Annotated in this window: 13 protein-coding genes; 8 read left to right on the top strand and 5 right to left on the bottom strand. The window is 42.0% G+C overall.

Annotation, left to right across the window (positions count from 1 at the left end; genetic code table 11):
• Positions 1 to 263 precede the first annotated feature (263 nt).
• Positions 264 to 500, bottom strand: coding sequence for a hypothetical protein (locus CDG76_RS30210; RefSeq protein WP_094352539.1), 237 nt, complete (start codon positions 498 to 500; stop codon positions 264 to 266).
• A gap of 215 nt (positions 501 to 715) precedes the next feature.
• On the opposite strand from CDG76_RS30210, the gene CDG76_RS30205 reads away from it, so the two are divergent.
• From CDG76_RS30205 to CDG76_RS30190, 4 genes are all read left to right on the top strand, one after another.
• Positions 716 to 1,813: an ATP-binding protein gene (locus tag CDG76_RS30205; RefSeq protein WP_317616144.1), complete on the top strand. Its 1,098-nt coding sequence runs from the start codon at positions 716 to 718 to the stop codon at positions 1,811 to 1,813.
• Between the two features lie 14 nt (positions 1,814 to 1,827).
• Entirely contained in the window at positions 1,828 to 2,046 is a 219-nt protein-coding gene (locus CDG76_RS30200) for a hypothetical protein (protein WP_094352538.1), read from the top strand.
• Positions 2,043 to 2,435 (top strand): type II toxin-antitoxin system VapC family toxin, encoded by a 393-nt coding sequence (locus CDG76_RS30195; RefSeq protein ID WP_094352537.1) that lies wholly within the window; start codon positions 2,043 to 2,045, stop codon positions 2,433 to 2,435. The genes CDG76_RS30200 and CDG76_RS30195 overlap by 4 nt, the downstream gene beginning before the upstream one ends.
• A gap of 121 nt (positions 2,436 to 2,556) precedes the next feature.
• Complete coding sequence (locus CDG76_RS30190) at positions 2,557 to 4,920, top strand: AAA family ATPase (RefSeq protein ID WP_094352536.1); 2,364 nt, start codon at positions 2,557 to 2,559, stop codon at positions 4,918 to 4,920.
• 32 nt (positions 4,921 to 4,952) lie between these two features.
• Here CDG76_RS30190 and CDG76_RS30185 read toward each other — a convergent pair whose 3' ends face one another.
• Positions 4,953 to 5,267 (bottom strand): hypothetical protein, encoded by a 315-nt coding sequence (locus tag CDG76_RS30185; RefSeq protein WP_094352535.1) that lies wholly within the window; start codon positions 5,265 to 5,267, stop codon positions 4,953 to 4,955.
• 365 nt (positions 5,268 to 5,632) lie between these two features.
• On the opposite strand from CDG76_RS30185, the gene CDG76_RS30180 reads away from it, so the two are divergent.
• A complete protein-coding gene (locus tag CDG76_RS30180; RefSeq protein WP_094352534.1) occupies positions 5,633 to 6,715 on the top strand; it encodes a class I fructose-bisphosphate aldolase in 1,083 nt (360 codons plus the stop codon).
• 185 nt (positions 6,716 to 6,900) lie between these two features.
• Here the strand turns inward: CDG76_RS30180 and CDG76_RS30170 are convergent, their stop codons facing one another.
• Positions 6,901 to 7,569, bottom strand: coding sequence for a ribonuclease T2 family protein (locus CDG76_RS30170; protein WP_094352532.1), 669 nt, complete (start codon positions 7,567 to 7,569; stop codon positions 6,901 to 6,903).
• Between the two features lie 226 nt (positions 7,570 to 7,795).
• Here CDG76_RS30170 and CDG76_RS30165 point away from each other — a divergent pair, with 226 nt between their 5' ends.
• Positions 7,796 to 8,962 carry a pyridoxal phosphate-dependent aminotransferase gene (locus tag CDG76_RS30165; protein WP_094352531.1) on the top strand — a complete coding sequence of 389 codons (1,167 nt, stop codon included), beginning with the start codon at positions 7,796 to 7,798 and terminating at the stop codon, positions 8,960 to 8,962.
• Positions 8,963 to 9,091: 129 nt separating this feature from the next.
• Here the strand turns inward: CDG76_RS30165 and CDG76_RS30160 are convergent, their stop codons facing one another.
• Together CDG76_RS30160 and CDG76_RS30155 are read right to left on the bottom strand one after the other, a co-directional pair.
• Positions 9,092 to 9,349 (bottom strand): helix-turn-helix domain-containing protein, encoded by a 258-nt coding sequence (locus CDG76_RS30160; protein ID WP_094352530.1) that lies wholly within the window; start codon positions 9,347 to 9,349, stop codon positions 9,092 to 9,094.
• Positions 9,350 to 10,073: 724 nt separating this feature from the next.
• On the bottom strand, positions 10,074 to 11,243 hold the full coding sequence (locus CDG76_RS30155) for a tetratricopeptide repeat protein (protein ID WP_094352529.1): 1,170 nt from the start codon (positions 11,241 to 11,243) through the stop codon (positions 10,074 to 10,076).
• Positions 11,244 to 11,671: 428 nt separating this feature from the next.
• On the opposite strand from CDG76_RS30155, the gene CDG76_RS30150 reads away from it, so the two are divergent.
• Both CDG76_RS30150 and CDG76_RS30145 read left to right on the top strand, forming a co-directional pair.
• Positions 11,672 to 12,934, top strand: a complete 1,263-nt coding sequence (locus tag CDG76_RS30150) for a proton extrusion protein PcxA (protein WP_094352528.1) — start codon at positions 11,672 to 11,674, stop codon at positions 12,932 to 12,934.
• Positions 12,935 to 13,086: 152 nt separating this feature from the next.
• Entirely contained in the window at positions 13,087 to 13,563 is a 477-nt protein-coding gene (locus tag CDG76_RS30145; protein ID WP_094352527.1) for a hypothetical protein, read from the top strand.
• Positions 13,564 to 14,292: the final 729 nt, after the last annotated feature.

The following is a 14,292-nucleotide window of genomic DNA, read 5'->3' as shown; positions in this document are numbered from 1 at the left end:
GTGCGTTACACCAAGGACTAACGTACCGCTTTACTTCACTTCATTTATAGATATATTTTTCCTCTTTCTTTGCGTCCTTTGCGTCCTTCTCTAACGAGACGCTGCGCGAATGCGGTTCGTAAAAAAAAACCACGAAGCTCAAAGGTTCATTCACGAGTATCAAAGACTCATTCACCAAGCTCAGAGGTTCATCGACAAAGCTCAGAGGTTCATTCACAATGAGTTAAAAGTTATTAATTCTAGCTCATCACTGATTTTTACTCCTAATTAATTGTTTTCTGGTCTAAATTTGTGATTTCCTGCTTTTGGGCAATATCTTCTACTGCTTTGCATTGTCTTTTGTCAATATCTGACTTAATAATGAGTCCCTTAGTATTGAGCGCTATTTCAACTCGGTATTGACCATTCACCATATTAATAGCGGCGTAGGTTACTGTACCAAATATAATCATTCCGCAAAGTGATAAGGTAATTTGCAGAATTCCCAATTCTCGTTTCATTTTTAAAGCCCCTAATCTCTTACATTCCCATTACAACTTGGTGCTGGCTGAGAACGGAGTTGAGAAATAGTCACCGATTAGACGAGTTGTGAGTTGATTATCGGTTAAGTTCAGGATGACTATAATTCCTAGAGTGTAAGACGTTATAGCTAAACAGCTTTGTTATTTAGCGAGTATGAAAAGCTGATATACTCACAGCAGTTTCTCGATGAGGAATGATGGCGCGATCGCTCCGAGTAGCCCCAGAGTATAGTGAAAAAGTAAAGTCAGCACTTGGGCGTAACGGCTATCCTAGCCAGCAGTCCTTGGCTACTGACACAGGGTTTTCTCTCTCCACAGTCAAAAACTTTCTCACTGGTAAATCTGTTGACTATCTAAATTTTGTAGAACTTAGCAAAAAACTGGGGTTAGAGTGGCAAGACATTGCATACAAAGAACCAGAAACTCAACCACCGAAACCTCAGCCAACTAACGGGGAAGCATCACCCTTCATCACTGGCGCACCCATAACCCAACCGCGTTACTTTTTTGGACGAGAGAAAGAATTAAAACGCCTCTTCAACTTACTCAAACGCCATCCTCTACAAAACTCCGCCATTATCGGAAAAAAGCGCAGTGGCAAAACATCCCTGCTGCACTACCTAAAAAATATCACCACCACCCCAGCAGAACAGCTGCGTCCTGAGCAAAAATCTGACTGGCTACCGCATCCAGAAAATTACTGTTGGATTTTCGTAGACTTGCAAGACGCACGAATGCAAAGCCGAGAAGGACTGCTAAAGTACATCCTAGAATCACTGAAGATGCAAGTGCCGACACCTTGCAATTTAGATCGTTTCATGGATGTAGTCAGCGATAATTTGCATTCTCCTACGGTCATCTTATTGGATGAGATTAGTGTTGGCTTGCAACGCTGTTCAGAATTAGATGATGGCTTTTGGGAATGTTTGCGGTCTTTGGCGACTAATCACACAGGGGGGAATCTAGCATTTGTTTTGGCTACCCCCGAATCACCGATTGAAATGGCGCATAACACAGGACACAGTTCACCCTTTTTCAATATTTTCGGCTACACCGCATATCTGGGGGCATTGGCTGAGACAGAAGCGCGAAAATTGATAGCAAGTTCGCCCATTCCCTTCACTGACGAAGATGTGGAGTGGATTTTGACAGAAAGTCACTGCTGGCCACTGTTGTTACAAATTCTGTGTAGAGAAAGATTATTTAACTTAGAAGAAGGAGAGAATGATGATAATTGGCGTGAGGAAGGATTACGACAAATGAAATCATTTACTCATTTATTAGATTCATAACTAGCGGAGTAACTATGAAAGCACACCGAATTGAAACAAAGTTAACTAAAAACGGAACCTTGATTCTTGAGGATTTACCGTTTCAAGCAGGTGAAGCAGTAGAAATCATTGTTTTAGAACGTTTTCCCCAACCTTCAGAATCTAATCCTTATCCTTTACGGGGAACGGTTATTCACTATGATGATCCTTTTGAGCCTGCTGTACCTATAGAGGATTGGGAAGTCTTGCAATGATAATTTTAGATACCCATATTTGGATTTGGTGGGTAGATAATAATGAACGACTAAACCAGAAATATAGAGATTGCATTGAAGAATATCAATCTCAAGGACTAGGAGTCAGCATTATTTCTTGTTGGGAAGTCGCCAAACTGGTTGAGAATCGCAAACTTGCTTTTTCAATTTCAGTTGACGAGTGGATAGCAGTAGCTTCAGCTTATCCACGAGTGCAGCTACTCGAACTGACAATTCCAATTATCGTTGAATCAACCAAACTCACTGGTTTTCACCGAGATCCATCTGACCAAATCATTGTAGCCACTGCCAGAATTTACGGCTGTCCGTTACTAACTGTTGATGCCAAAATTCTGGCATATCCTAGGGTGCAAACTCTCAAAAAGTGAAAGAAAAGTTGGCGTTGCCGAATTAACCTATGAATTGTTCTTTGGGTCTTTGCGCTTTTACGTGAAACTCTTTAACATCCTGATTCAGTAAAGCCGAGCATTAAATAGGAGTGCAGAAACGTTGACCTCACCACAACTACCGCCCAACGCCTACACCGATGCACCCCAGCAGCACCCCAACTTAATCCTCGGTAGTCTGCAATTGCTTTTCTGGCTTATCTTCCGTCCTTCAGCTTGGCGTAACCACCTTAAGCGCATTGACCCTGCTTTAGACACCCACTCCCCGCTGATTATCTTGTTGAGACAGGGGCGATGGCGAAACCTTGCTCTGTGGTGGCTGCTCATTCAGGGATACTTAATCTTACCTATCCTGGCTAACTTACTATTGGGCTTGGTGCTGTGGGCATTGGGTAAACCAATCATAAATATAATTCTCTTGCTGGTGTTTGGCGTGGTAGTAGGTGTAGCCTTCGGCGTGGCGGCTGATGTGGCGGGAGATGTGGCGGGAGGCGTGGTAGGAGGCGTGGCGTTCGGCATGGCATTCGGTGTGGCGGTAGGCGTGGTGGGAGGTGTGGTGGGAGGTGTGGCGGGAGGTGTGGCGGTAGGCGTGGCGGTAGGCGTGGTAGGAGGCGTCACGGAAGGCGTGGCGGAAGGCGTGGCGTTAAGCTTGGCGGTAGGCGTGGCGTTAAGCTTGGCGGTAGGCGTGGCGGTAGGTGTGGCGGTAGGCGTGGCGGTAGGTGTGGCGTTAAGCTTGGCGGTAGGTGTGGCGGTAGGTGTGGCGGTAGGTGTGGGAGTTACTATTAATTCATGGCGACCTGTTTTATCCTTTGGATTTGTCATTCTCTGGAATTATCTGCTCTATAGATTAGATAAAAGGCGTAATGGTAAAAGCCCTTACTTATTGCGCTTTCACTCTGCCTTCTGGGATGAGTGGCAGCTTTTACATCTGCCTGGTTTGAATGAGCATCTCCTATTTGTAATCGAAAATAACCCAGTTGAAGGCAAAGCTGCTTTAGAATATCTCAGTACCAGCCCCCAGCGCTGGGCAGCTCAAGCTGCACAAATTGAACTAGATGCACGCAATTTACAAGCCTGTACAGATGTGAAAGCTATCCGTGAAGCTCATCACAGTTTAGCAACTGACAAACTACAGAGTGAAGTTAGCCCTCTACTAGAAATCTTTAGCGGTATCAGCAAGAATGTAGACGCTGCCCTGAATCAAGCAAGTGCTTATAACCAGCGCTTACTCCTCAGAGATGTTGCAGACAAATTAAATCTACAGTTGCAGGACTTCACTCGTAACACTGATAAATATACAGTTCGTTTCCGTCCCATTATCAAAAATTGGCGTGAGATAGTCACTAACCATATATATGAACTGGCTAAAATTACTGAACTGAGCCAAGAAATCGATTTGCCTTACATTATCGGCGTACCTCTCACACGGGAGCAAGAAATTTTCACGGGGCGTGATGATATCGGCTTACGCATTGAGCAGTTACTTTTAGATCGCCGTCGTCCACCTCTGCTACTATATGGTCAGCGACGTATGGGTAAAACTTCCCTCCTCAATAACATCGGAAAATTACTACCTAGTAACATCATCCCCATGTTTGTAGACTTGCAAGGCGCACCTTCATCAGCTAACAACCATGCAGGTTTTCTCTACAACCTGGCTAGAGATATGGAGAAGTCAGCGAAAAAGCAAGGTTTAACTCTACCGTCCCTACCCCGCGAAGTGTTACAATCTGACCCCTTCACCTATTTCGATGAATGGCTAGATAAAGTAGAACAGGCTTTAGAACAAAATACCGCTTTACTAGCCCTGGATGAATTCGAGGTGCTAGACAACGCCATTGCCAAAGGTCGCTTTGATGAACAGGATGTTTTGGGAATGCTGCGTCACCTTATCCAACATCGTCCCCGCTTCAAGGTTTTACTCGCTGGCTCTCATACTATCGAAGAATATCAGCGCTGGGCTAGTTATCTAATTAATGTCCAAGTTGTGCATATTTCCTACCTCAAAGAAGTGGAAGCACGACAATTAATTGAACGTCCCGTCAAAGATTTTACTCTCCGCTATGAACCTAATGCCGTTGAGCGAGTGCTACAACTCACCCGTTGTCACCCATTCTTAGTACAACTACTCTGTGCGGAAATTATTGTCCTTAAAAACGAACAAGACCCCTCTATCCGGCGATTGGCAACTTTCGAGGATGTGGAAGCCGCGATACCTGAAGCTTTGCAAAGTGGCGGCTTTTTCTTTGCTGACATTCAAAACAACCAAGTAGACGCTACTGGACAAGCTATTCTACGTTTTATCGCCGCTCAAGGGGAAGGGGCTATAGTTAGCCGCCAAATTCTATTGCAACAGTTTCCTCATGCTGATATTACACTCAACTTGCTGTTACAACGTGAGTTAATTGAGGAAGTTCACGACGGCTATCGCTTCCAGGTGGAGTTGATTCGCCGCTGGTTTATTTGAATCATGTCCGTTAAATTAACTTATGCCAAATACTACTTGTGTTGGCGTAATTGCTCTACTATATAGTCTTCTAGTTCTTGTTTTTCTCTGTTACTAGCATTTCGTTGATAAGTTCTTCCGGTTTCTTGAATAAACCTACGTTTCTCGCTGGGAGAAGATTTGAGTTTACCTCCATTTCCTTGCAGCTTTTCCTGTAATTCTTCCCAAGTCTTTTCACCCACACTTTCACCTAGTTTGACCAGTGCCTTTGGGAGTAACATTTTTGCCTCTCTTTGAAAATCTTCTTCTGTCTCAAGGGAAGCTAAATCTATACTGCTAAAGTCGATATCGATTTGAAACTTACTCATAGAATTGTATTTCTTCTGTTCACAATTATTACCACAATTGGGGGAAGATGGGTTTTCAATTTTCAGCTACGATGCCAAGATAGTATGATTGTACTCTTTGAAGTTGATAACTGATTTGAAAACATCAATTCCGAAATTTGATTGAATACTTCCGGTAGTATAGCCCTACTTAATCATTCACAACAAGATTCCTGACTTATTAAAAGTAAGTAGGGAATCTGAGCCTTTTGATTTTCACTTATACAATAAGATTGCTATATCTTCAGAAAGAAGACATATCACTAATCTCCGTACAACCAAGTTAGCAATATTAGAAATGCTATCTTAAAGGCAAGGTCATTTGCTCAAATTTTGAGGATAATACTATGACTACAACGCTCAAAGAGGCTAATTCTATTGAGTCATTGCTAGGTAAAGAGGCTGAAGACCTGCTTACCCACAAAGCAAAAGTTTCTCGTGATTTAATACATTTGCCGGGGCCAGACTTTGTAGATCGAATCTGGCTCAACAGCGATCGCAATCCTCAAGTATTGCGTAATCTCCAGTTACTTTATTCTACTGGTCGTCTGGCAAACACAGGTTATCTCTCGATTTTACCAGTAGACCAAGGGATTGAACACTCAGCCGGCGCGTCTTTTGCGCCCAACCCGATTTACTTCGATCCAGAAAATATTATCAAGCTAGCGATCGCCGCAGGTTGCAATGCTGTTGCTACCACTTTGGGAACATTAGGTATAGTTTCGCGCAAATATGCCCACAAAATTCCCTTTATTGCCAAAATCAATCACAACGAATTACTGACTTTCCCTAACCAATTTGACCAAGTATTGTTTGCAGATGTAGAACAAGCTTGGAATTTAGGGGCGGCTGCCGTAGGTGCGACAATTTACTTTGGTTCCGAGAATTCTACCAGACAGATTCAGGAAATCAGCAAAGCTTTTAAACGCGCCCATGAACTGGGTTTGGCAACAATTCTTTGGTGTTATCTGCGGAATAACGCTTTTAAACAAGATAAAGATTACCACCTTGCGGCTGACCTCACCGGACAAGCGAATCATTTGGGTGTAACCATTGAAGCCGACATCATTAAACAAAAGTTACCCGAAAATAACAATGGTTACGGTGCAGTTGCCAAAGCCACTGGTAAAAGTTACGGTAAAACCGATGAGCGGGTTTACACAGAACTGACAACCGATCACCCAATTGATTTAACTCGTTACCAAGTACTGAATTGTTACTCTGGGCGTGTGGGGTTGATTAATTCTGGTGGCGCGACTGGTAAAAATGATTTCGCCGAAGCAGTACGCACCGCAGTAATCAACAAACGCGCTGGTGGTTCAGGATTAATTTCTGGGCGAAAGACCTTCCAACGTCCCTTTGAGGAAGGTGTGAAGCTATTTCATACCATTCAGGATGTTTACTTATCACCAGATGTGACGATAGCTTAGGGGCTGGGGATTGAGTAAAAAATTAAAAGATGCGATCGCTATTCCCGCAGCTTACAATCGCCCTAATAAACCCGTGCGTACCACAATTACAAATTTTAAAAATTCATTTGTGAGTGCGAATAANACTGGGGATTGGGGACTGGGGACTGGGGAAATAACCAATGCCCCATGCCCAATCCCCATTGTTATCTAACGTTTCTTAGTAAGAAATCTGGCTGACCACAACTTTTTTGCGATCGCTTCAAAATCTCGGCGCTACAAATACCAGGTTCACCGTTTTTGGAATAACAAAAGAAGACTTCTTGTAAAAATCTTCCCGAACCAGAACAAAAAGGTGCTACGCCATCAGCAGTAATTTTATTATTCGCACTCACAAATGAATTTTTAAAATTTGTAATTGTGGTACGCACGGGTTTATTAGGGCGATTGTAAGCTGCGGGAATAGCGATCGCATCTTTTAATTTTTTACTCAATCCCAAGTATTCCGCAGGAGTTTTCCCCGAACAAGTACCATGTTTTTCCCATTCATGATCGTAAAGTTTATTACTAGGATACAAATTGGGAAACCGTCGCTTTACTTCCGACGGTAATTTTTGCGTGGAACAATTAGCAGGATAACCAGTTTGGTACTGCGGCCACAAACCATGTAGTACAAAACCGAGTTTTCTTCCAGAACCGCACTGCTGCGGGTCACGAGTACCATTTTTTGCACAATAATCCGGCGACCACGAGAGTGTCAGTACATAAAAATCAAATTTACCCGGAGTACCGCTATTTTGAGCAATGGCAGCATTAGGTATAAAAAGACTAGTAATTAGCAGAGAAGATGCAATTAAAAGTTTCTTAATCTGCATAAAAACAGTTAGTTTCCACTAAAAATAAAGTTATATACGATACATTCTTAAGAGTCAATAATCAAACTGCTTCGCGGAGTCATTTGTCATTAGTTATTCTCCTTTTGCTCCCCCTGCTTCCTCATATCCCCCATCCCCGATTATCAATGAATTCAGAAAAAGCAAATCTTGGTAGGGATTCTGGGATATCCTTAGATAAGTGAAAGATTTGCCAAAAATAGTAAGAATGAAGCTGGCAGCAAGAGTAAGTCAGGTAACACCTTCATTAACCTTAGCGATCGCAGCCAAGGCTAAGGCACTGAAGGCGGAAGGAATAGATGTTTGTAGTTTTAGCGCTGGAGAACCAGATTTTGATACCCCGGCGCATATTAAAGCCGCAGCAGTCAAAGCTTTGGAAGAAGGCAAAACCAAATATGGTGCAGCAGCCGGAGAACCAAAGTTAAGGGAAGCGATCGCCCATAAGCTTAAAATTGATAACGGTCTTGATTACAAGTCTGAGAATGTCATCGTCACTAATGGCGGTAAGCATTCTCTTTACAACTTAATCGTGGCGCTAATCGATCCAGGTGATGAGGTAATTATTCCTGCACCCTACTGGTTAAGTTATCCCGAAATGGTGACTTTGGTCGGTGGAGTCTCGGTAATTGTGCCCACAGATGCAACGACGGGTTATAAAATTACTCCCGAACAACTCCGTAAAGCAATCACGCCGAAGACAAAGCTATTTATCCTCAACTCTCCATCTAATCCTACAGGGATGGTTTACACGCCAGATGAAATCAAAGCACTGGCGGAGGTAGTAGTTGATGCAGATATCTTTGTTGTCTCTGATGAGATTTACGAAAAGATTCTCTACGACGGTGCAGAACATATCAGCATCGGTTCTCTTGGGAAGGAAATTTTTGACCGTACTTTGATTAGTAATGGGTTTGCGAAAGCTTATTCCATGACTGGGTGGAGACTTGGTTATTTAGCGGGGCCTGTGGAAATAATTAAAGCAGCCAGTACCATCCAAGGGCATAGTACATCTAACGTGTGTACCTTTGCTCAATATGGTGCGATCGCGGCGCTACAAAGTTCTCAAGATTGTGTCGAAGAAATGCGCCAAGCTTTCGCCAAACGCCGACAGGTAATGCTAGACAGACTCAACGCCATTCCCGGTTTGAGTACCGCAAAACCAGATGGCGCTTTTTATCTGTTCCCTGATATCAGCAAAACTGGTCTAAAATCTCTAGAATTTTGTGACGCTTTGTTGGAAGAACATCAAGTTGCAGTCATTCCCGGAATTGCTTTTGGCGCTGATGACAACATTCGCCTTTCCTACGCCACAGATATGGCGACGATTGAAAAGGGAATGGATAGATTAGAGAAATTTGTCAAGTCGCGTATTTAGTTGGTTGTCATTTGTGAGGAGAATTTATCAACTCTCCAACTTTTTAACTCCACCTTTTCGACTCAGAACTGGTGGAGTTCATTTTTAAACCTCAAGTTCCGAGTTCCGAAGCTCAAGTTCCAGAGATTTTTAGTAAAACATCGCTTGTTTCATTGGCTCTATGTCATCTAAAGAGAACTCACGGGATTCAAGATAATATAAGATTGCTTCGATAGGATCTCGTGCTTCGGTTGGGTAATGCCTTTGCTCGTATGCTTTCACAAGCGTAGTTAAAACTTCCAAGCGGTCAAACTCTGGTGTATTGAGTTCTGCATCAAACAATCTTTCGATTTCATCAAGTGCAGCACGATAATCAGCTTCGGTGTGGATAAGATGGGTTTTAAGCATAGATATTACTTCCTCAAATACTTATTGCATCTACGTTGTCGTATTCTTTAAAGAATTATGCCCGTCGAAGGCAATTATGCTGCCAACATCACCGAATATGAACAAAATATACGAAATAACTTTATTTCTTCATTCATAAAATATTGAAAGGTTTGATACCGTCAAAAGTTTTGATTTCAACTTTTGGGTTGATATTTTTAGATTAGGTAAAAATCGAGGAGAACTAGGGGAGTAGGGGAGCAGCACTTCGCATTGGTGTAAACTTAAGCCGAAAACTATATCAGACAAGCGTTTTGCAAATCCCTCACGCCCTCATCCCCTAACCCCTTCTCCCAAGGGAGAAGGGGAATTGAATGTCTAGTCTAGCTCCCCTCTCCCCAAGGGAGAGGGGCTGGGGGTGAGGGCAAAACGTTGTCACCAAGCGGGTTTAGCGTTAAGTTTACACCTATGAGCGCTTCGTCGGCTCCCTTCCCTACGGGACGCTACGCGTAGCGAGGGGTACGACTTCGCTACCTCAGCTCCGGTTCCATCGAGCGACTTGTCCTGAGCTTGTCCTGAGCTTGTCCTGGGCGTAGCCGTTGGCGCAGCCTCTCGTAGAGAAGGGCGTAGTCGAAGTAAGTCGAGATGCTCGGCAAAAGTCAGGGCAAGTCGCTCTGTAACCGAGGAGAAGTTGCAGTAAGTTTTTCCCCTCTGCTCCTCTGCCTCTTCCCATGCGCCCTCACCTCTACATCAACTGCATCTCCTGCAATCCCTGGCGTAGTCTCTTCGCCTCTTCGGGATTATACCTTTCGTGAAGGGCGATCGCTTTTTTAAAAGCTGCTAAACTATCTTGATGATTGCCAATTTTGAGCAGCACTACCCCCAAATTTTGATATGCTTCGGCATAGTTGGGATTTAACGCGATCGCATGTTGATAATATACGATCGCATCTGCAAATAAACCCAAAGCCTTAAATGTCATCGCCAAATTATAATGCCCAAAAACAAAACTAGGATCAATTTTCAAAGCTGTGGCATAAGCAGTTTTCGCACCGTTGAAATCTCCTGCTGCTTTGAGTAAGTTACCCAAATTGTTGTATGCTCCTAGTTTGAGCATGGGATAAATTGGCAATTTGATGGCAGCTTGATAGTGAGAAATCGCCTGTGGGGATTTTTGCAACCGACTGTAGGCAATGCCTAAATGATAGTGGAGTTCATATAAAATATCGTAGTTGTCTTCAGCAACGGTGATTCCTCGTCTTAGCAAATCCATACCTTGAGAAATTTTCCCAGTTTGCACATACAACGCCCCTAATTTACTGCAAACATAGGGATCGTTGGGATGAGCTGCGAGAAACCCTGACATCGCTGTAGCGGCTTTGGCATATTTGTTATTTTGAGCGATCGCACTTTTTTGATATCCTGTGTGTACAAGGGCAACCCCAGGTAAATAACCTATTTGCCAGTGGGGTTCTTTGGTTAAAATTTCTGACACACTATCATCTACCAAGGCGTGGTAAGGACGGTCAAAACGAATATCTGGATGATTGCGGAATAGCCTAGAAACCAGAGAATAGGGAGATTGTTCTGCACCGACTTCCTGACGGACGAGGTTGATGAGCAGATATTCGTCTCTTGCGATCGCCTCTCGCAACTGCGGTACAATTGCAGGAGTCAAAGTTTCATCAGCATCTAATACCAAAATCCAATCACCAGTGACATATTTGAGAGCTGCATTGCGGGCAGCACTGAAGTCATTACACCATTTAAAATGATGGACTTTTGCACCGAGTTGTTGGGCAATATTGGGAGTGCGATCGATTGAGCCTGTATCCAAGACTATCATTTCATCCACTACTTTTCTCACACTGCTCAGGCATTTAGGCAGTGTTGCTGCTTCGTTTTTCACAATCATACATAGACTCAAACTCATAATTTAAAACTTGGGAGTGAGGAGTAGTGAATAGAGGGATAAGGGAGATGATAAAGCAACATCTTTACTTCCTATTCCCTTTAACAGTGATAGACTCTGCATAGTGGAAAATTTGCCTCAATTGTGAAATGTTATAATCAAGGCTATTCTATCGAGCATAAACACTGAGACATAGTGTCAATAATGACAGTGTAATGGATAAACTGTCAATATAAATAACCAGTGTCAATTTATGCTAATCCATCTGATTTTACAGGTAATATAAAATTGCTAGCGTAGACGTAGCCCGTCCTAGATATCGCATCAGGGAGTATTACCTGAATCTGGATTGGACTAATTATTTAGCTGTTATTATCCATTTTTTATGATTATATAACTATAATACACATCATCTAAAAGTCATATATGTAATGAAAAACTCACTTACCAGAACATTCCAAAAATATTTGCGATCGCTGAACCGTTGGTTTTCAAATACACCAGAAAGGGCACTTTTAGAAGCTTACGAAGCAGCTCAGAGAATTAAAAACATTGAGAACGAACATTTTGATAACAAAAAAATATCTTTACAATCAGTAAAGTATACTGAAAATGTAATGGCTTACTGGCAAGTATATCTTAATAAGAACCTAACTATTATTAAGATCAGGCTTGCAGAATTCCAGCTTAGTCGCGGAATTGTCAATATCTCTAATTCTGTTTTATTAGAAAAATTGAAGGTTATTGATGAAGTAGTAGAGAAATATGCTATCAAAGATGGACTAATTAACAATACTCCATTAGTGCCAACTTATCAGCCTTTAAAAATCAATGATAACGAAATAAAAAAACAGCTAAATTCATCTAACATAAATGATACTCAAGTTCAAGCTCCAATTCTAAAATCTGGACTACCTAAGATTTCTATTGGTAGAAGAATTAATAAAATCCAGGCAGATTTTGCACCGCAGACAGAAGAAGAGTTTCTCAGAAATTATCGCATTTCTAAAGGTAGAACAATAATTGCCCTGCGATTTTTGATAGCTCTCATTATTGTACCGCTTTTAACTCAATATTTATCTAAAGAATTTATAGTAACTCCAATACTAGAAAGGGTTAGAGGAGATAATGCGACTAAAATATTTATCAATTCTGACATGGAAAAAGAAGCTCTCCATCAATTACATAATTTTCAAGAAGGACTGAGATTTGAATATTTTCTTAATCAAGCACCACCACTTTCTTCAGAGCTAACACAAGAAAAAATCAAAACTAAAGCAATTGAAATCTCTGAAGAATTTAGCAGAAAGAGTAATAGTAGTATTAGTAATGCTTTTGCTGATTTAATCTCACTCTTTTCTTTTGGTATAGTTATCGCTATGAGCAAAAGAGAAATTGTGATTCTGAAGTCTTTTATGGATACCATTGTCTCTGGTCTCAGCGATAGTGCCAAGGCTTTTTTAATTATTCTGCTTACAGATATATTTGTAGGATTTCACTCACCAGATGGGTGGGAAGTCCTTCTTGCAGGATTGGCAGAACATTTAGGTCTACCAGCCAGTAGAAATGTAATCTTTTTCTTTATTGCTACATTTCCTGTGATTTTAAACACTATCTTTAAATACTGGATATTCCGCTATCTCAGTCGTTTATCTCCATCGGCATTAGCTACATTAAAAGAGATGGACGAGTAATTTGTAATTATCCAATGCCAAAATTCACTTACTTTGAGTAAAGAATATATTTCTTACCAGAAATCAATGTAATTACAAATTACGAATTATTTTCACGCATTTGTCTTTTGATTCGCTAGGCTATGTATATCCTGGTTTTCCCGAAGTATACTATGGATTTTGAAAGCAAAGTTAATGCCTCAACTCCTACAGACAACATAGAGTTTGCTCAACCAACTACTACCCGTAAGCCGCTGGAACTGCTGCGAGATACTGAGGCTTTACTTCGTCGCCCAACTGTAGCGAAACTGTCGCCGATTTTGCCACCAAAACTGAGCAATAGATTCCAAGCAACCTCATCTTTGGCGGATGACTCCTTTAAAGAACTGGCAGAAATTGACCTAAATACTATTAGTGATTTTGAACTGCGTCCCGCACGAATTCTTGTTGGTTTGAGCCTTGTTGGTTTTGGGGCGCTCATGATATTGGTGCTGTTGTTATACTTAAACACATTGCATCCAAAAACCAGTACAGTTGTACAGATTCGGCAATATTGGTATCAATATATTTGGTTTGTCTGTTTAGGTATCACAGGGATGTTTCTCTTGGGACGTGAAGCAATGCGTCCTATGCCAAAACGACGGAAGTAATTCATACAGCAGAATTCAGAATGGGCTACGCCCCGCTGCGCTAACAGGAGTAAAACACGCTTTATACCTGGGTAACAGACTTAGCTTGTGTACCTCACCAAGTTTCTGGATAAGTAGGCGGGACTAATTAAATAGGTTGAGGCACGAAACCCAACATCCGCATGGGTTCATCTTACCTTTGATTCCACCCACCTACTTAACGCATAATATAGCGCTTCTTGTTCGGATGCAATACACTTTGACCTCACTTCCATTCCTCTCTCCTAATCCCGACACTCTAAGGGGGAAAATTCAAAGTCTCTCTCCGTTTAGGAGAGAGATTTAGAGAGAGGTTTTTCAGATACCGTGAAAAGTCAGGGGTGCGTTATGGACACGCCGAAGTAACAAATGCGAACCCCGAAATAGCAAATGCGAACCCCGAAATAGCAAATGCGAACCCCGAAATAGCAAATGCGAACCCCGAAGTAACAAATGCGAACCCCGAAATAGCAAATGCGAACCCCGAAATAGCAAATGCGATCAAACCTGGATTTTACCCCACCCTAACCCTCCCCTTATAAAGGGGAGGGAACTAGATTTATTTCTTTTTCCCCCCTTTATAAGGCTATGCATTAGTCACATGTTTCTTAACATTGCTGTAAGTAAGTCAGGAAAAGGATTATGGAACAATGCAACATGTAGATAGTTGACAAAAGGAGGAGAATGTGAATAAGGTTAATTTGATCGGCG

It is taken from the genome of Nostoc sp. 'Peltigera membranacea cyanobiont' 210A (assembly GCF_002246015.1).
Taxonomy (GTDB): Bacteria; Cyanobacteriota; Cyanobacteriia; order Cyanobacteriales; family Nostocaceae; genus Nostoc.
Note: the sequence above shows the minus strand (reverse complement) of the source record. Positions and strands in the feature narration are given on the sequence as shown.